This window comes from Vibrio frigidus, assembly GCF_042465995.1.
Classification (GTDB): Bacteria; Pseudomonadota; Gammaproteobacteria; order Enterobacterales; family Vibrionaceae; genus Vibrio.
The window spans coordinates 268,974-287,895 of record NZ_JBCDMC010000008.1 but is presented as its reverse complement, the minus strand read 5'-3'; the positions used below and the strand labels follow the sequence as shown (position 1 = coordinate 287,895).

19 protein-coding genes are annotated in these 18,922 nt (G+C 40.4%); 13 read left to right on the top strand and 6 right to left on the bottom strand.

What is annotated here, in order from left to right; translation table 11 throughout:
- Nucleotides 1-10 precede the first annotated feature (10 nt).
- Both AACW90_RS15685 and AACW90_RS15680 read left to right on the top strand, forming a co-directional pair.
- A complete protein-coding gene (locus tag AACW90_RS15685; protein ID WP_390236207.1) occupies nt 11-1,411 on the top strand; it encodes a Sapep family Mn(2+)-dependent dipeptidase in 1,401 nt (466 codons plus the stop codon).
- A 9-nt stretch (nt 1,412-1,420) separates the two neighbouring features.
- The gene (locus tag AACW90_RS15680) at nt 1,421-3,004 is read left to right on the top strand and encodes a PTS transporter subunit EIIC (RefSeq protein ID WP_390236205.1); all 1,584 of its coding nucleotides are present in this window, start codon (nt 1,421-1,423) and stop codon (nt 3,002-3,004) included.
- A 230-nt stretch (nt 3,005-3,234) separates the two neighbouring features.
- Here the strand turns inward: AACW90_RS15680 and AACW90_RS15675 are convergent, their stop codons facing one another.
- The gene (locus tag AACW90_RS15675; protein ID WP_390236203.1) at nt 3,235-4,203 is read right to left on the bottom strand and encodes a DHH family phosphoesterase; all 969 of its coding nucleotides are present in this window, start codon (nt 4,201-4,203) and stop codon (nt 3,235-3,237) included.
- Between the two features lie 814 nt (nt 4,204-5,017).
- Between AACW90_RS15675 and AACW90_RS15670 the strand changes: the two genes are divergently transcribed.
- From AACW90_RS15670 to AACW90_RS15645, 6 genes are all read left to right on the top strand, one after another.
- The gene (locus AACW90_RS15670) at nt 5,018-5,998 is read left to right on the top strand and encodes an LPP20 family lipoprotein (RefSeq protein ID WP_390236202.1); all 981 of its coding nucleotides are present in this window, start codon (nt 5,018-5,020) and stop codon (nt 5,996-5,998) included.
- Nucleotides 5,999-6,021: 23 nt separating this feature from the next.
- Nucleotides 6,022-7,047, top strand: coding sequence for a hypothetical protein (locus AACW90_RS15665; RefSeq protein ID WP_390236200.1), 1,026 nt, complete (start codon nt 6,022-6,024; stop codon nt 7,045-7,047).
- Between the two features lie 2 nt (nt 7,048-7,049).
- Entirely contained in the window at nt 7,050-7,655 is a 606-nt protein-coding gene (locus AACW90_RS15660) for an LPP20 family lipoprotein (protein ID WP_390236198.1), read from the top strand.
- A gap of 90 nt (nt 7,656-7,745) precedes the next feature.
- Nucleotides 7,746-9,194, top strand: a complete 1,449-nt coding sequence (locus AACW90_RS15655) for a transglycosylase SLT domain-containing protein (RefSeq protein ID WP_390236196.1) — start codon at nt 7,746-7,748, stop codon at nt 9,192-9,194.
- Between the two features lie 22 nt (nt 9,195-9,216).
- Nucleotides 9,217-9,399, top strand: a complete 183-nt coding sequence (locus tag AACW90_RS15650) for a hypothetical protein (protein ID WP_390236194.1) — start codon at nt 9,217-9,219, stop codon at nt 9,397-9,399.
- Between the two features lie 43 nt (nt 9,400-9,442).
- Nucleotides 9,443-10,198 carry an ETEC_3214 domain-containing protein gene (locus AACW90_RS15645; protein ID WP_390236332.1) on the top strand — a complete coding sequence of 252 codons (756 nt, stop codon included), beginning with the start codon at nt 9,443-9,445 and terminating at the stop codon, nt 10,196-10,198.
- A 77-nt stretch (nt 10,199-10,275) separates the two neighbouring features.
- Here AACW90_RS15645 and AACW90_RS15640 read toward each other — a convergent pair whose 3' ends face one another.
- Nucleotides 10,276-10,626 carry a hypothetical protein gene (locus tag AACW90_RS15640; protein ID WP_390236191.1) on the bottom strand — a complete coding sequence of 117 codons (351 nt, stop codon included), beginning with the start codon at nt 10,624-10,626 and terminating at the stop codon, nt 10,276-10,278.
- A 151-nt stretch (nt 10,627-10,777) separates the two neighbouring features.
- Nucleotides 10,778-11,269: a MarR family winged helix-turn-helix transcriptional regulator gene (locus AACW90_RS15635; protein ID WP_390236188.1), complete on the bottom strand. Its 492-nt coding sequence runs from the start codon at nt 11,267-11,269 to the stop codon at nt 10,778-10,780.
- 125 nt (nt 11,270-11,394) lie between these two features.
- Here AACW90_RS15635 and AACW90_RS15630 point away from each other — a divergent pair, with 125 nt between their 5' ends.
- From AACW90_RS15630 to AACW90_RS15620, 3 genes are all read left to right on the top strand, one after another.
- Nucleotides 11,395-12,354: an EamA family transporter gene (locus AACW90_RS15630; protein WP_390236186.1), complete on the top strand. Its 960-nt coding sequence runs from the start codon at nt 11,395-11,397 to the stop codon at nt 12,352-12,354.
- Entirely contained in the window at nt 12,351-12,944 is a 594-nt protein-coding gene (locus AACW90_RS15625; RefSeq protein ID WP_390236184.1) for an NADPH-dependent FMN reductase, read from the top strand. Before AACW90_RS15630 ends, AACW90_RS15625 begins: the two co-directional genes overlap by 4 nt.
- A gap of 156 nt (nt 12,945-13,100) precedes the next feature.
- Nucleotides 13,101-13,439, top strand: a complete 339-nt coding sequence (locus tag AACW90_RS15620; RefSeq protein ID WP_275134047.1) for a DUF805 domain-containing protein — start codon at nt 13,101-13,103, stop codon at nt 13,437-13,439.
- Between the two features lie 120 nt (nt 13,440-13,559).
- Here AACW90_RS15620 and AACW90_RS15615 read toward each other — a convergent pair whose 3' ends face one another.
- Nucleotides 13,560-14,444, bottom strand: a complete 885-nt coding sequence (locus AACW90_RS15615) for a LysR family transcriptional regulator (protein WP_390236182.1) — start codon at nt 14,442-14,444, stop codon at nt 13,560-13,562.
- Nucleotides 14,445-14,638: 194 nt separating this feature from the next.
- On the opposite strand from AACW90_RS15615, the gene AACW90_RS15610 reads away from it, so the two are divergent.
- Nucleotides 14,639-15,163, top strand: a complete 525-nt coding sequence (locus tag AACW90_RS15610) for a phosphoribosyltransferase (RefSeq protein ID WP_390236179.1) — start codon at nt 14,639-14,641, stop codon at nt 15,161-15,163.
- A gap of 214 nt (nt 15,164-15,377) precedes the next feature.
- Nucleotides 15,378-15,767 (top strand): VOC family protein, encoded by a 390-nt coding sequence (locus AACW90_RS15605; protein WP_390236177.1) that lies wholly within the window; start codon nt 15,378-15,380, stop codon nt 15,765-15,767.
- A gap of 137 nt (nt 15,768-15,904) precedes the next feature.
- Here the strand turns inward: AACW90_RS15605 and AACW90_RS15600 are convergent, their stop codons facing one another.
- Both AACW90_RS15600 and AACW90_RS15595 read right to left on the bottom strand, forming a co-directional pair.
- Nucleotides 15,905-17,275: an L-serine ammonia-lyase gene (locus AACW90_RS15600; protein WP_390236174.1), complete on the bottom strand. Its 1,371-nt coding sequence runs from the start codon at nt 17,273-17,275 to the stop codon at nt 15,905-15,907.
- 12 nt (nt 17,276-17,287) lie between these two features.
- Nucleotides 17,288-18,844 carry a sodium:solute symporter family transporter gene (locus tag AACW90_RS15595; protein WP_390236172.1) on the bottom strand — a complete coding sequence of 519 codons (1,557 nt, stop codon included), beginning with the start codon at nt 18,842-18,844 and terminating at the stop codon, nt 17,288-17,290.
- Nucleotides 18,845-18,922 lie beyond the last annotated feature (78 nt).

Here is an 18,922-nt window from a genome sequence, read left to right as displayed (position 1 = left end):
GGAACCAAACATGACGGAAAGCAATTTTTCTACTCAAACACTCGATTATCTTGATCAGAATTTTTCAGCACTGCTCAATGACCTGTCGGGTTTGATTGCTATTCCGTCAGTACGAGATAACGCGCCGCGACAATCCAATGCCCCTTTTGGGTTAGGGATCAGAGCGGCGTTTGATTATCTAATTTCTTGGGCTGAACGAGAAGGTTTTGACGTCCGTGATCACAAAGGTTACGCCCTAGACATAAGCTTTGGTGAAGGAGAACAAGAGATTGCCATATTGCATCATGTTGATGTTGTTGAAGCAGGGGACTTGAATGCTTGGCTTACACCACCATTTGAAATGCATCAACAGGGTGATTTGCTGTTCGGCCGAGGTGTTACCGATAATAAAGGGCCCTTGGTTGCGAGTCTGTATATCCTCAAGATGTTTAAAGCGCTTAATGTGAAGCTCGATAAGAAGATCCGAGTCATCATTGGTGGCGCAGAAGAGACAACTTGGGAATGTGTAGAACATTATTTTCAACACAATCCTCAACCGGATTATGGTTTCTCTCCAGATGGCGACTTCCCAATCGTTAATGGAGAAAAAGGGATCCTATATACGTCATTACAAAGAGCGTTTCCAGCTCTTAATGATTTAGGTTCCTGTCAGATAGTTAGCATAGAAAGTGAGCGGGATAGAACCTCTACCTGTTATCAACTGACTGTCTCTCTGTCTGGTGATAAAGCAGGCGAAGTTTCGGCGTTGTTTGCTGATTTTGCCAAGGTAACTCGAACCAATGAGTTATATCGCGTTGAGCTATCAACGCCGTGGGAGAAATCCCGCAACCCGCATAAAGTGGACAACTGTATGGATCAGTTTGTTCACCAAATGCGGCATGTTGAAGGGTTAGATTCTAATTCACGACACCTTATTGCGTTGCTTGATGCATGGTTTGCAGATTCAGCGCAAGGGTCGAAGTTAGGGTTGGCTCATCAAGACGATGAAATGGGCGCAACTACGTGTTGTGTCTCCTCCATCAACTTGGACCAACATGGCTACAATTTGGATTTTGATTTTCGGTTTCCTAAGGGCCTGACGATCGATCAAACTCGTACCCAACTCCACCATTTATCCCAACAATATGGAGTGACGATGATCGAACAACAGTACTTACCTCTATCTTACCTCTCACCCGAAAGTGACCTTATCCAAGCGATGGGAAAAGCGTACTCCGAAGTAACAAAAACGAACGCTCAATGTTTTAGCAAAGGTGCAGCTTCATACGCACGGGCGCTAGACAATGGTGTGGCATTCGGACCAACTTTTCCTGGTGACGTGACTTGTGTTCATCAGCCCAACGAAAGGCTAAGCCTCAAGTCACTAAAAAAAGCAATCACAATATACGTGAAGGTTCTCATATCACTTTAGGAGTAAATTATGAGAGATAGGATTCAAGCACTTGCTGGCGGTATGATGGTATCAATCATCGTACTGGTTATCGCAGGGTTATTTATTGGCGTTGGCGCGGGTGTTGTTAATCAAATGACAGCAACCGACTCTGTATTTTTTGCATTTTTTAAACTGATGCTCGATCTTGGTTTGATGGTGATGCGTAACCTACCGCCGTTCTTTGCAATTGGTCTGGCGTTCGCGCTGGCAAAATCAGAAAAGGGCTGGGCAGCATTTACCGGTTTCACCATGTTCATGTGTTTTAACGTAGCGATTGGTTCTATTGCTGCTTTCCACGGTTGGACGCAAGAAACCACAAGCGTTACTTCATTAATGAATGATTTTGGCTACGAAAAAGTGGCGGCACAAAACTTTAATTCATTATGGGGCGAGTCTCTAGGTGTTTTTGCTTACAACATGGGTATCTTTAGTGGCATCTTTGTTGGTTGTATTACGGCCTGGATCCACAATCGTTTCTACAAATTTGAAATGCCAGCACTACTGAGCTTCTTCTCTGGCCCACGTGCAGTTGTGATTTTCTGTTACTTTGCCGTTATGCCTATTGCACTGTTTGTGTACTACGCATGGCCGCCAATTGCAGGTGGATTACAATCGGTCACTACTCTTATCACTAGTTCTGGTATTTTTGGTTCATTCCTATTCGGTGTGTTTGATAAAGGCTTATTACCATTTGGTTTACACCACCTAATTGCTTTCCCTATTGAGTACACTCGTGTGGGTGGCATTATGGAGATTGATGGTGTGGTTTATGAGGGTGTTCGTAACATTATGAACGGCCAAATGAGTTCACCGGACGCAACGGGTTATATTACTCACAACTTCACAAGTGGTCGTATTCCTATCCAAATGGGTGGTCTAACGGGCGCGGCTTACGCAATGTATGTGACGGCTAAAACAGCCAATCGTAAGAAAGTTGCTGCCATCATGGTGCCTGCTGTGTTTACTGCTGCTGTTATCGGCATCACTGAACCGCTTGAGTATACGTTCCTGTTTGTTCAACCATTCTTGTTCTTTGCTGTACACGTTCCATTGAATGGACTTGCGTACGTCATTACCGAGATGATGGGCGTATCCATTCAGGGTAACCAGTTGTTATTCATGGTTCCTAACTTACTGCAGCCAGAGAAAGTGCATGCATGGGCACTGCTATGGATTGTTCCACTCTACTTTGTTATTTACTTCTATACATTCAAGTTCTTTATTCTGAAGTTTGATGCTAAAACACCAGGCCGAGAAGAAGATGATGCCGAAATTGCATTATTCTCCAAGGAAGACTTGAAGAAGAAGAAAGAACAGACATCGAAGGGTCTACCGGGTGAAATTATTAAAGCGCTTGGTGGTGCGGACAACATTGAAAACATCTCGAACTGTGCCACTCGATTGCGTGTGTCCTTGTATGACGATTCGTTAGTTGCCGATGACAAGAAGTGGAAGCAAGAGCTGAATGCGATTGGTGTTGTGAGGATGACGAAAAGTATCCAAGTAATATACGGTGCCAATGTCATTACGATTGCATCTGGAATCAAAGATGCGTTGGGTATTGATTCTTAATTAGTATTTGGCGATATTGATACTGAGCAAGATAGTGTACTAATGAACCTTCCTGTGGCTAAGCGCGACAGGAAGGTTTTTTGTTTTCTAATAGTGGGCTAAATAAACAAAAACTCAGTGATAACATGGACGTAAAAACATCGCCTAATGTATGTTCGCATATTAGCGATGGACGCAATATTTCCTTCGGAATGGTCCAAATGTAGGCTGATGGTGTTTGATTAGTTAACCTAAGTGCTACTCAATTGCTTACGAAAACTCTCCATCACCCGAGGCAAATTGTTTAGAGATACGGAACTGTGAATGACTCCAGCAGCCATATGTTTGTGACCCCCTCCAAAGCCAATGCCAGCATCATTGAGAAGCGTTTTAGTAATGCTCGCAACATTTGTCTTGGGGCATTCGGTACGTAAAGATATGTAGGCGCGTTGGTGATGGGGAGTAATAAGAACGACATTATCAATTTTGTCTAGGCTTAATAAAAAATCGCCCAATACACCAAGCATTTGTGTAGAACATCGAGGCAATATGCAGTACGTTAAATTACCTTCACGTTGTACGTCATTCAATAGTGTTTTGAAGTCTGACAGGTCTTGATATTCGAGTTGGTTCCTAAAAATCTTATTCGTCAGAACTAAGTTAGCGTCTTTTCTTAACGTCAACATGGCATTGATGTCGGCGGAGCCAACACCACGAGTAAAGCTGTTTGTGTCGAACATTAATCCTAAAAGTAGAGCAGTTGAGATAGCTTTAGGTATTTTAATGTTAAAGTACTGAAAATATTCCACCATGATAGTAGCGGTTGAGCCGTAATTAGGCCTTATATCTGCATACCAAATGTAATCTGGTGCGTCCACTTGATGGTGATCAATGACGGCAACCTCGACACCTGGCATATCTGTTACGTTCTTCTCTCCAATACAGCCATCCATTACAATGATTTTGTCATCGGGTGTTAACGCTGAATCATTAATATGTACAATGTCAATTGATAGCCAATCGGTCATGTTCTTAAGAGAGATTCTGTCGATATAACCGTTGTAGACGATTACGCAGTTATACCCAAGCTGTGTTAACAAATAATGCATAGCAAAAGAGGAAGATACCGCGTCATGGTCAGGGAAGTCATGAGGTTGAATAATCACGCGTTTGTTATGATCAAGTTTGGTTAAAAAGTGTTCAAAGAACTGGTTTGCCATAGAGATACCCAAATATTATTTTTTAACTAATCGAGCTGATGAATAAATATTTAACTCAATAATATAAGTCATATTATCGTTGCATAAAAGAGACAATATTGATCAAAATTCATTATTGACAGTGTAGTCACTAATGAATAAATAGAATATAAAGGAGTAACTCTATAGAGTCACCAATATAATTCAACCTGAACAGCCTTGTTATCTTAAATTTTGAATCTAAACTGTACAATTAATAAGCGATAGTTGATGTTGAGTTGGTGAGTTTTGCATAAAAAACTCTAATGAGTTCAATTTATTTTTACTACTCTCATCACACTATTTGAACAAAGTTAATTTTATTTAAATAACACATTTTTATCCTAATTACCTGATAATGTAATTGAAATGTTAATTATTTTTTAATTAATTGTGTAGCTGCAACTTTTATTCTGCACCGAAATCACTTTTTTATAGTTATTACCTGCTGTTCATAAACTGAATGAGTAACCAGTTTCGGCTTATTAAACTCAACAATACTGGGCTTTGATGAATTTAGTTTCATAGGGATTCATGAGGGAGATTTAATTTATAATTCTATTTATATATAGTTCTATCACTATTCTAACTTGTCCTAGGTTAATATCTAATTCCATATACATTTATTTAACCAATTGGTTTCATAAAAAATATGACCTATTTAATGGAAGATATCTGACTTTAATGGCAAATGATAATTTGCTATGTTCTCAATATGCTGTTGACGTTTTGTTGACATCAACCTGACATTCAATTCTGTTTGAAGCGATGAGATTTTTTATTCTTAGGTGATATTTTGAACGCATTTAAAAAGATAAACTGCATTGTATTTATATCTTGCATCCTGTTTCTTACGGCCTGTCAATCAACCAGTAAACCTGATTGGTATGAAGTGCCTAAGTCTGATACTTCAGAATATATTTATGCTGTTGGTGAAGGACGCAGCTCATCTCAGGCGAAAAAAACGGCGGCAAATCAAATAAATGAAAGGCTCTGGACTCAGGTTGAGTCTTCATTTTATATGAGAGAAACCTCGTCGGAAGGCAATAGAAATCAAAACTATCAAACTTTTGTAGATAATAAAATTAATACAAAAACGGCCAATTTAACTTTAAATGGCATTGAATATCTTCAGCAAAATCAAAACGACATTGGCTTTTATGTAGAAGCCAGAGTAAAAAAAAGCGTGATACGTAAGCAATTAAAAGAAGAATTAAGACAACTCAATCTAGCCGCAACTCGAGAAATGAAAGCGCTTAATAATAGTGATTCGTTTTTATGGTGGCTAAATAATAAAAATATAAATGAAATTAAAGAACAAGCGTTAGTTCGAGTTGGAATGTTATCAGTCGTAGATGAGAATAATCTCTATAAAACAGATGACATTTCAAATTTGCAAGAGAAAGTTGCTCAAGTGAAAAGTCAACTTTTTGTTTATATCAAGGTTAAATCTCAAGACAAAAAAATGGCTATATTGATGTCAGAGAAACTATCCTCTCAACAAATAACAACCACTTTCACAAACAATAGACGTACGACACATGCCTTAACGTTAACGACAGAAAGACGAAAGAATAAAGTTGGTGACGCATATATAACCACCTTAATTACAGATGTAGTCATGCGTAATAACCATAATAAAACAATAGCGAGTAATGAAATTATTTCTAGCGGTAATTCTGTTACTAGTTACAAAATGTCAAGTGAAGGTGCCATTCGACATTTTTCAGAACAAGTTGAAACCCATGGCTTATGGGAATCAATAGGCTTTAATTAACAATTATAATCGGAGATTTTATAATGTTTAAAAAAACGGCAGTGGCGGCTTTAGTTCTTACAGCGTTAAGTGGTTGCGCATTAACAGGTGGACCAGAACATGTTTGTACTCCTGATAACCGCGTTGAAATCCCTGTTGCAGATGTTGAAGTGAAATCAGCTAAAGACCAACGAGTCATCGTGTTACCTGTTGATATGGAATTTAATGACTCAGCAAAGAAAAAACTTCAGAGCGTGGTTAGGAATGATTTAGAAGCTCAGATTGCTGCTTCTGGCGCGAAATTGGTTGACAGAAAACTTGCTAACAAATTGAAAAACGAAATTAAGTTAGCTGAGCAAAGCGGACGTTACAACACTAAAGGTGTGCCGATTGCTGACATCGCGGTCTTGACGGAGATAACCGCTTCAGAATTTAGCAAAGAATACGTTGAGGCACGAACTTGGACAGATGATGACGGCGACTCGCATTACATTCCCGCTAAATGCCGCTTTGAGGTTGAAGTGAAAGGCGTGACTAAAGTGGTGTCATTACCGGGTATGGAACTGATTAAGCGTATGGAGTTAGAAGGGGATCAACGTACTTCAACTGAAACTCGAAACTCTAGTTGTAAATTCTCTAGTGCGCAATACGCTAGCTTAGCAAGCAAAGCTGCAGCTGAATCAGTATCATATAATCCTGAGTTGAAGAAGCTTTTAGCACCGACCGCTTCTGTAATGGAACTTCGTACCTGTGAAGAAGGCTCAATGGTAAAAATAGCGATGGGAAGTGACAAAAAGGTAACACCAGGAGCTGAAATCGCGTTCTCAAAGCGCATGAAAGTTGATGATGAAATTGAAACATTTGGCTATGGAGAAGGTACCGTCGTTAATATCCCTGAACACGGGATAAAATCGAAGTATTCTTGGGTTGCCATAGATGAAGAAGTCGCACTTAAAGTAAATAAAGGTGATGTTGTTAAAGTGGTACCTAAAGTTTGTGAAAGTATGTTGGACTTTGAGTGTCAAACTCAAGATTTATTGGGAGTAGATTTATTAGGACTTGGACTATAGACATGAAAAAATTATTAATTTCCGCTGCAGTATTAACAGGCTTATTCGGTTGTGCGAGTAATGATATAACCGTCAATGAAGCCCAAAATTTTGCCGAATGTACATTCCCTGACGCTTATGAAATAGAAGCTCCAGCATGGATTTGTGACGTGATGCCGAAAGATTTGGCTGCAGGCGCAACAGGTTATGCTAAAAAGAGTATTTCGGGCATGGCTATAATGCGTAAAGTTGCAGTGAATGACGCACGTACAGCACTGGCTGCTCGTTTTGAGACGGATGTGAATAATTTATTCAAACAGGCGATTGAGAGTAGTGTGTCTACATCTACTGAAGCTGGTGTGAATGAAGACGTTCAAGAAACGGTTGAAAACTTAACAAAAACAGTGGTAAGTAAGACTTTAACAAATAGCAGGCTGATTGTTAGTCAAGTGAGCCCAACTGGAGGTCTATATGTGTTGGTTGGCATGGACCAAGCCGCTTATGACAATAATGTTGCCAAGGTTGTTGATGAAGTGACTGGTGAAGACTCAGTGCTTTGGAAGAAGTTTAATAATGAGAAAGCGTCAGAAGACATAACGAATGCTTTAGATTCTCTTATTTCAAAATAACAGAGTGTATTAATTATAAGGCTACCCCTCGGTAGCCTTTTTATCATAACGTCAGTGGATTATGACGCTAGGGAAGATAAAGGTAATCAAATGAAAAAAACAACTATCACTTTAGCGATCCTTTCAGTAATACTTAGCACTAATGTAGGAGCGAGCACTGATGGGTTTTCTCAACTAGATCAAGAAACAAAAAAAATTCATCAGCCAAAAAAAGAAATATACCAAGAGTTTCATCAATATCTTAATAAGTACTTAGATGAGTATGAAGCATGGCGAGATGAATACACCCATCAAATAGACGAACAAAAGGCTGATCTGATCAGTCAATGGGGTGAAGGTGCCATATCAGGACAATCAACCCAAGTCGATTACTCTAAAAACAATACAGTACGCACTAAAGTTGATTATGAAAGTAATACAGCAGTTGTATCGGTGTTGGTTAATGCAGATGACAATAGTGCTGATGCGAAAGATTTACTTGGCTCTAAGAACATTGAAATTGATGGGAATATTTTACGTGTTGAAGTAGATAAACCTGTCGTGCAAACCATTACATATTCGACTGAAAATGAGAAAAAAGAGCGCACGTTTATTGTAAGTCAAACCAAAGCTCAAATGAACGATCTAGACGTGAGAGCGGAACGATTGATTCGTTCTGCGATAGGCATACCGGATAGTTTTATCTATGAGCGAGCTCATAAACAGAAATTGGCATTACTGAACCAAGCTAAAGTTCGCGTAGAGAAACTAGCTCAACTTTATAATGAGATGAGGTTGCTCCACGGAGTCTCCACTATCGAAGTGAAAAATTCGGCCGAGGTATCTAAAGTAAATTCAGAACCTACTAAAGACATTCCAGATGCAGTACCCACTAAACAGGCCGTCGTCGTTCCAGATATTGCACCAGCTACTGAGCTCACTAAACCGATTGTGCCAATAGAGAAACGTACGATAGCGAAGAAAAAAATAGTGAGCTATAAAGTAAAGCTACCAGAGAATAGTCTGAAGAAACGAGCGAAAAAGTTCACATCATTAGCTGAAAAAGAGGGTGAGGCGTGGAAAGTTGACCCCGCATTAGTGATGGCAATTATGCATAGTGAATCGAGTTTTAGACCGGAGGCAAAATCACATATTCCAGCATTTGGTTTAATGCAAATTGTGCCTTCAAGCGCGGGGCATGATGTCAATAAACAAGTCAGGAATATAGATTCTCCAATGAGGGCGAAAGATCTGTATGTACCGGAGATAAATGTTGAAACAGGAGCCGCGTATCTCAACATTCTAAATTCTAGATACCTACGTAGTATTAAAGATGAGAAAAGCCGTTTGTACTGTGTTATATCGGCATACAACACCGGCGCTGGTAATGTAGCTAAAGCATTTAATACCAATAGATCGACCAGCGTCAATAAGGCTGCAAAAATCATCAACAACATGAGTTCGGATGAAGTTTACAACCATCTAATCAATAATCTGCCTTACGATGAAACTAAGAATTACCTTAAGAAAGTGAACGGTAGAATTGCGTTATATAAATAATTGACTGAGTGAATAGATAATTATGTTTAAAATTTTAGCATTAATAATTTTGGTTTTTGGAATTGGAATTGGAATTTTTCTTGGTATGAATTATAGCGACCAAATAGAAGATATTTTGGGTTCGGATGTGGTAGAAGCAATCCAGATTCAAGCTGAGGATGGATCTGATGCTCTGATAGGAAAATTAAAAGAAATGAGGAGCTAAAGTGACAGATAATAATGTAATTAAATCCGCTGATGAAGCGCAATTGGATGGCACGCAGCCGCTCGTATCTCCTTTGCGCAATATTGTGAAGGATAAATGGACCCGAACCATCGGTTTAGTTTCCCTTGTTTCTCTTGCACTTGGTAGTTTTAATGACACCATGGAAGCTTTAGAAAAAATATATAACATTTCACTCTCTCAACTCACTGATATCCCCTCGAGAAATAAGCTTTCTAAAATTTACATTCGAGCCTCAGCCTCTGTTCTAGATGAGAACTTTGGTGCGCCAGTGTATATCAAACGCTCCAGTTCTGATGAAATAATCAAATACTACTTGGATGATAATTATTTGTTGTCAGCTATTACCAGTGATGATGCTATCGTTGCCTACTTAGTCTTTCCTTCTCTAGGCTATGAACCTAATACGGTAGAGCACGCTGGTCAAGAGGACTTGTTTAAACAATCATTTAGCACAATAGAAAGCATCAATGAAGTACGAGCCTCTTATGCTAGAACCGGCAACTATTACATGGAAGAAAATAATGGTGGTCAATTCGGATTTCTCTATTCTTCAGTGAGTGGATTCTCTGAATTTTTGTCGCCAATGGATAGCAATGAAAAAAAATTGTTATCCGATGTTGTTGATGCGCAGATGTTTGAGGATAAATTGGTCGAATCGGTTGAATCATTTCGTGAAAATATGACGCCTAACTTTTTTGGATACACAACGTTAGGGTTGGCCTCATTGGAAGAGGCCGTTCTATCTATCACAGAATACAAGCTTATTCTTAAAATATAGATAACATGGCAAGTTTTCAATCAAGGTATCTTATGAGAAGATCTAGTTAAAAAGGGCTAATATCTAAATACGCTATCCTAAACCATAATGATGGCAACCGTTGCAGAGACAAAACTGACGAATGCAATCCACGTTCTAATGGTATGCATAGATGCCCATTTTTCTAGTATAGGTTTTGCAACCGCTACATCAGTTGTCTGCGAGAATGTTTTATTGGCACTGCGAAAGAAGAACAGATAAAAGCCTAGTAATAATAATGCACTCACCGCGCTGATGAACCACGCAGTTTCAACGAACCTGTTTGGGGTTGATACAAAAATACATGCCAGGATAGGAAAAATGGTTCCCATCACGGTTAATGGTGCGAAGTAGCGGTAAAGGCTCGGTGCCATTGTATGGTGAAGTTTCAAAAAATCTTCTGTCGGCATTTGTTGCCAATAGGGTACAAGTATGCGAGCTTCGGTTAATAATCCACCCGCTAAAAGGCCGGTAGCTACAACCGTTATTAATTCTAATATGATAATGATGCTCCTAAAAAGTACAGGTTTGGTAACAGAGTTAGGTCAATACAAGTTGAGGTCATCCTCGATCTCCTTTACTAGGCAGTAATATTTTTTTTAGTAATCCAGCGAACTGTTTTTGCTCCTCGCTATCAAGAACGTCAATCATCCCTTCCATATTCGCGACATGCGCTTCCAAAGCGATATCAAGTTCGGTCACGCCTTGAGCCGTCAGTTTTACTTTGCAACTTCGACGATCTTTTTCACTGGCGATTCTTTCTATCAAGCCACGCTGAACCAGTATTTCAATACGGGTGCTCATGGCTCCGGACGATATCATCAATGTTTGATAAAGCTCGGTCGGGGTCAGTGGTATCTGGTTGCGACGCAGCGTCGCAAGAATATCAAATTCGATACTCGTCATTTTTTTCTGCTCGAAGACGTCGTCTAACTGTTTTTTCCAACGCCTATTTACTCGACGTAAACGACCAACAATCCCCATTGAAGAGCAATCTAGATCCGGTTTAGCGTCACGCCATTGTTGCAAAATGTGGTCAACTTGATCCTGCATAAATAACTCCTAAGAAAATAACTTTTCAAAAAGATACTTGATTAAAAGAAAAATATCTATTACTTTATAGAAAGTATCTTTTACAAAAGACACTTTCTATAAAGATTATCTAGCGAGGAAAACGTATGAAAGGGATTCAATTGTTAGGAACGATGATGCTTACGGCTATCGCACCCATCATTTGGGGAAGTACCTATATTGTGACGACCGAGTTGCTGCCTGAGAATAGTCCGTTGGTCGCGTCAACATTAAGAGCCTTACCGGCCGGTTTGGTGTTAGTGCTGCTAACCCGAATGTTACCTACAGGGCAATGGTGGGGGCGACTCATCATTCTTGGCTTTCTTAATATTGGCTTTTTCTTTTATTGTTTGTTCTTTGCGGCCACTTACCTGCCGGGCGGAATGGCGGCTTTAGTTATGTCGGTTCAACCAATCTTAGTCATGGCATTGAGTTATGTTTTGCTTAATAACACATTAAGCCTTAAGCAAGTTCTGGCTAGCCTAGTCGCCATCGTTAGCGTTGCTCTATTGGTTCTTAATAATCAAGCGGAGCTAAGCACGAGTGGAATAGTGATGGGACTTTTAGGCACAGTTAGTATGGCCTCTGGCGTGGTGATGACGAAGCGCTGGGGCAGACCTGACGGAATGTCCCTACTAAATTTCACCGGATGGCAGTTGCTGTTCGGTGGGCTGATGTTGCTACCCATGGCTATCTGGTTGGAAGGGTTACCGAACGAACTCAGCCTGAATAATGCACTCGGTTATGGCTATTTAAGTGTAATAGGGGCGATGTTGGCCTATTCATTATGGTTTTACGGAATAGACAAGTTGCCGACTATTACGGTCTCTTTTCTCGGCTTTTTAAGCAGCGTTTCGGCGGTCGTTCTTGGCTACGTTGTTCTGGACCAGTCATTAACCTCGTTACAGTTGCTGGGTGCTGTCGGCATTTTGACCTCGATCTGGTTAGCGGCTCCAAGGGCCGCTATCAATCATCCTATTACTAACAATCACCCTATTACTATCAATAGACCAATTACGATCAACCAAACCACGACAATAAATAACGCTCAAAAGGAATCATCATGAAACTGACCATCATTGCGGGGAGCCAACGCGCTCAATCACAAAGTCTTAACGTGGCAAACTATTTAAGTAACGTTGCTCAACCTCATTTCGACCAGATCAAGGTGTTTGATCTGCATGAACAGAACCTACCGTTTTGGAATGAAGGTGTTTGGGGCGGCACTGATGAATGGGCACCGTGGCGTGAAATGGCGAAGGAACTTGAGTCGTCAGACGCCTTTATTTTTATCACACCAGAGTGGCATGGGATGGCGACACCAGCATTGAAAAACTTTCTTTTATTAACTACAGACAATGAGCTGGCCCATAAACCAGCTCTTGCGGTCAGTGTTTCCGCAAGCGTCAACGGGGTCTACCCGATCAGTGAACTGAGAATGACCGCGAGCAAAAACAATCACGTTTGTCTGCTTCCAGATCACCTGATTTTTCGTGATATTGAAACGTTATTGGATAAGGAACTTAACTGTAAAAATGAGCACATAGCCGAACGAAGCCAATACACCATCGGTTTGCTTGCGGCGTACGCTAAAGCTCTACAGCCGGTTCATAAATCGATGCTTGATGCTGGTAAACCATTTCGTTATGGAATGTGATTAATTGAGCCTTGTAACCCTATCAACTGGCTGTAATTGATTGAAATACTAGCTGGTATAATTTTTGAGATGTGCTATTGATTATAGAGATCAAATAGAACAGGATTGCAACGGTAGTCGTCGCTTCAATAATTATAAGTTGGTTAGGAGAATAGAATGAACTGGTATCTGTCGGTCTTAAAAAATTATGCCGTTTTTGAGGGAAGAGCGAGACGCAAAGAATATTGGATGTTTTTTTTAGTCAATATACTCATTAGCATCGCATTTCAAATGGTAGATGGCGTGCTAGGCACGGTATTCCTAGGGCTAATTTATAGTTTAGCCGTATTTGTCCCTTCCTTGGCTGTAGGGGTAAGAAGATTACATGACGTTGATAAATCAGGTTGGTGGTTATTGTTGGTGTTAATTCCGGTTGTTGGTGTGCTGGTACTGATATATTTCGCGGCCACCGAAGGAACTCAAGGCTCGAATCAATACGGGTCTAGTCCGAAGTAATAAAAATGGCCACTATCATCCAATAGTGGCCATTTTTGCTTGTGTGGTTTAAAGGCTGACGGTCGTCTTTCTGCATGAGTTTGTCACTTTAAATCGCTGATTTTTCATATCCAATCTAAGCTAAGCTACGTGTTGTTGTTGCTCTAATGCCTTGATTATATTTTCTTTAATTTGTAAAGCCCATTTCTTGGCGACATACGAAGGTTGATAGGTCAGATAAAATGGCGTTTCGTTTAGATTTTCTTTGAATATGTATAGGTCTTGGTAGTTGGTTTGGTCAACGAAATATTCTGGAAGAATGCCAACACCTGTATCCGCAATGATCGCTTGATAGATGGCAAAACTGTTGTTGATTACCTGCATATTCTTATGCTTATGAAAGCTTCTACCATGCTGTAGAAAGAGCTTCTCCCAGGTGTTACTTCTTTCCGAATTTCTCACTATTAAACGGTGGTGTTCGTTGATTTGTTCAAACTGTGAAAGCTGATTTTCTAGCGCGTATCGCTTACTACAAAGCAATAGGTTTTTCGCTTCCAGCAGGGGTAAATATTCCAAACCGCTTTCGTCAGTATTGATTCTGATGGCGAAGTCGAATTTACTCTTCTTAAAGTCTACCACGCTGTCGGTAAGATCTAGGTTGATGATCAATTTATCCATTTCAAGTTGAGACAGCGTGGGCGTAAGCAGCTTCACACCTAAATCCACAGGTGCCGTCATCTCTAACTTGGTTCGATTTTTATTCAGCTTGGTGTCTGAGACCACCTGATTGAAATTCCGCTCTAGAACAACGTATTCCTGAAAGAGTTTATTGCCCTTAGAGGTCAGTTCTACCTTGCTTCCTTGACCTCGAATGAAGAGCTTAAATCCGAGCTTCTCCTCTAAACACTTGATCTGATAACTTATAGACGATTGAGACACGGCTAATTCAATCGCCGCATTGGAAAAACTAAGGTGCTTCGCGACGGCAGAAAAATAGGGCAGATGGTTAGCGAGATGTCTAAGCATTGAAAAATTCGATATATAGATAGAATTAATCTATTTTATTTATATAGTCCGAATAAGGCAATATATAATCTATCGAAAGCCAGTCTGGATTACTGATGTCTCTTCCAATCTATACGCTGCTAACGTCTTATTTATTGAAGAGTAATGATGTTCACGAATCAAAACATGAAGTAAGAATAGGGTAAGGATAAACAATGAATAATGCACACGTAGGCGAAATGATTCTTGATACTATCCAGATTAAAAACGGCGTTACTCAGGTAGCACAAAAGCTTAATAAAAAATTTGAGGGCCAATGTGCGGTTGTTATCACTGTTGTACCGGGCGGAATACTATTTACGGCGGATCTGGTGAGAGAATTAACCTTTGATATCTGTATGGACTATATCTCTTGTCCCCATACCCCCGGGGATAGAAATAACGATTCCGAGATCGTATTCCACCAAAATATTGAACTGAAGGGAAGAAACGTCATTCTTGTCGACGACGCGATTGAGTCCGGAGGAACGATGAAGCGAATAGCGCATTACCTCAATGACCAGTTCGAGTTGAACTCACTGATGATCGCGACTTTGTTTGTCAAACCCGGTCGAGTGAACATTCCGGTAGAACAATATTATGCTTATGAGATGCTGAATGACGACCTATTGGTTGGATACGGCTTATCTTGGAAAGAGAGACAAAGGAACCTTCCTTATGTGTCAAAACTCGTTAAGTAAACAAGCGTCTAATCATTTGTGTTCGCCTAAGAGACCACCGTTATGACGAACGTAGTAAAAATAAATCATACCAAGCCCTCTGATTATGCGCAGCCTGAAAATAAGCATAACACTTTACAAAGCAGGGTAAAAAATAGGATCGAACTTGAAGCCCATTTGTATATGTCGTCGCTGTTGACGCTTTTTCAATGGGAAGATGAGAAGGATAACGAAAATGAAGATTGATCACGTAGCAATTTGGTGCCTTGATTTGGAAAAAATGCGGTATTTTTACGAATACTTTTTTGACACCAAGTGCGATGAGAAATACGAGGACAAAAATGTTGGGTTTGCTTCTTATTTTCTGACGCTTCCAGATGGTATTCGCATTGAATTAATGGCAATGGATACGGTAGAACTTCCGATATCAGACGTGTATACGCAGTTTATCGGATTGGCCCATTTGGCTTTTTCATTAGGCTCTGAAACAAAAGTCGATGACCTAACAAAAAAACTGGTATCAGATGGATACGAGCTATTAGATGGCCCCTGTAGAACGGATAATGACTACTACGTAAGTGTCGTGTTGGATCCAGAAGGTAACCGGTTGGAATTAATGGTGTAATTCCAACCGTGTCTATTACTTGACTCCTCTTTCTAACCGTAACAGGACGGCCCGATTTTGAGCAGGAAAGAAAAAAGAACGGGTGCTTAGCGCTACAGTAGATATTGGCTATACACATAAAATAAACATGGTTTTACTTATTCACAGGGTGGGCCTAAATGAATAACGGCCAATCCACCGAGGGATGTCTCGCGATATTTTTTATTCATATCCTTGCCCGTTCGATACATGGTATCTATCACTTTATCCAATGATATTAGGCGCTTACTTGTTCTTTTTAATGCCATCCGGGAGGCGTTAATTGCCTTCATCGCTCCCATAGCGTTGCGTTCAATGCAGGGAACCTGAACCAATCCACCGATCGGGTCACATGTCATACCAAGCGAGTGTTCCATAGCAATCTCTGCTGCGATACAGATCTGCTCATTGCTCCCGCCAAGCAAAGCGGTTAAACCTGCAGCGGCCATCGATGATGAAACGCCGATCTCTCCTTGGCATCCTACTTCTGCGCCTGATATTGATGCATTCATTTTATAGAGTATACCAATGGCTCCAGACACGGCAAAAAAGTCTCGCAACTGTTTTGTATTCAATGGGTTAATAAATTTATTGTAATACATTAGTACCGATGGAATAACACCAGAAGCACCATTGGTTGGCGAGGTTACCACCTGACCACCCGATGCATTCTCTTCGCTAGCGGCAAAAGCATAAACGTTTATCCAATCGAGCATTTCCATTGGGTCATTAATCAATGCGTGATTGGATTCCAATGTTTTTAGCAGTGCAGGCGCTCTGCGCGTAACGTTCAAACCGCCGTCTAAAATGCCTTCGGTATTGAGCCCTTTTGTTACGCACTGAAGCATCACTCGCCAAATTTTGTGTGTAAGTTGATCGATTTCTTTCTCGGTACGAAAGGTGAGTTCATTGCGCATAACCAAACCGCCTAAACACAAGCCAGCTTTGTCCGCTTTTTTAAGAAGTTGTTCGGCCGATTGAAAAGGGAACTCTACGGAATGACCTTGGCTAGCGGTTTGATTATTAAACTCATTTTCTGTCGTAATAAACCCGCCGCCAATCGAATAATAGACTTCTTTGTCTATCTGCTTTCCGTTGGTGTCATAGGCCGATATAGCTAACGCATTTTCATGTAGCGGGAGGTTATCACTGCGAAAGACAATATCAGTTTCCACATTAAATAATATAAGATGAGTACCCGAAAGAGAGAGCGTTTTAGATTGTGTGTTTTGCTTGAATAACGCGTTTGCCGTTGCAATATCAATGCTATCTGGTTTATTGCCCATAAGGCCAAGGATTACGGCTCTGTCGGTATGGTGTCCTTTCCCTGTCAATGATAGCGAGCCATATAGGTCAACTTGAATTCGATGGATCTGGTTGAGTTTTGGCTTCAGTTTACAACCAAACGAATAACCCGCGATCATTGGACCATTAGTATGAGAGCTAGAAGGGCCAACGCCAATTTTATAGATGTCAAAGATAGATAACATAGAATCACTTATTTAAGATAACGCGGTTAACAGCCAATCAGGGATGTAAAAGCAAGTACTGATAGTGATAGCCGCGAAGATTAGCAGCATAAACTGACTCTTCGTTGGCTTCTGGTATAGGCTTTTTTGTGTTTCAATAAACGCCATTTGCTCTGGAGTATTGGTTCCCCAGTAGCGACTGGTGAGTAACCCAGAAATCAGAAAGATTGCGGTTCCAATTGGAGCATACCAAGGCCACGATATGTCGCCTGTTCGGCAAATCGCAATGGCAATAATACTGAGAACGCTACCGACGATAACGCCTTTTTCGTTTGCTTTAGCAAAACCAAGCCCCAACACAAATGACCCCAAGCGAATTCCAACAAACACAGAAGTAAGGCTGGCTATCGTTTTGAGTACCGATTCATTCGATATAGCGAAGAGAGCAGGAATAACGACGACCGCGGCAGTGACGAGGCTTAGTATTCTTGCTGTTTTTTCATAATGATCAACGTGTTCATTTTTTCGTACAAAACGCTTATATATATCGAAGGTTGCGACAGTCGCGATGGAATTATAGGTTGAATCTAGCGTCGACATGGCGGCGGCGGCAAGCGCTGACATGATTAACCCGATAACAATTGGGTTGGTATGATTAAACACGAAATCCAAAATGATATTGTTGCTGTTCTCAAACGGTTTTCCTTGATAGTAAATATATAAAAGTACACCAATGATGCTAAAAAATAGGTAGATAAAAAACGCACCATAACCACAAAGCAACATGGATTTCTGTGCATTTTTTACGTCTTTGGTTGCCAATGTTCTTTGAATGATCAACTGGTTGGTACCATAGACACTAAGATGCAAAAAAGCGACTGCGACGACACCCGACCAGAGGCTGGTATCAACACTTAGATTAAAGTCTAAGTTAATAATATTGGCTTTCTCAGTGATAGCAGAAACTTGTTGTACAGTCGTTCCGTCTTGTAAGTTGAGCAGAAGAATAACAAAAATGGATATGCAGCCAATTAAAAGGACCGCAGATTGCAGCATGTCGGTCCAAATGACAGTAGAAATACCGCCAGAATACGTATAAATGGCAGTAAACAGCGTGATATAAATGATGGCTTCTTGTACGGATATGGGGAGGATTTGAACGAGGATTAATGAAACGGCATATAAGATGACACCAGCAGAAATACATTGCACCAAGATAAATACCAGTGAATTTATCGTCCGCGCAACGATACCGAATCTATGCTCTAGGTATTCGTAGATCGAGGTTAGTCCCAGTTTATAGAAAACTGGAATAAAAAACACAACGGCAAAAAAGATAACGATGGGATAGTTTAAATGTATAGCGAACGCTTGCATGCCGCTAGTATAAACCCAACCTGGTTGGCCAAGAAAAGTCATCGTACTGATATAGGTCGCCAATATGGACACGCCAGCGGTAAACCATCCAAACTGACGATTCCCTGTGGAAAAATCGCCTTTGGTTGCACTACGTCGGTTAACTAAGTAACTGATCATTAGAGTTGAAATGGCATAAAGAGCCATAATCGCAAAGCTTGAGTACGTAACCATTTCTGTATTTAACCTATCACCATTACGAATATATTAAGTGTTATGTTCCTTGTTATTCCTATCATTATAGAAATTACG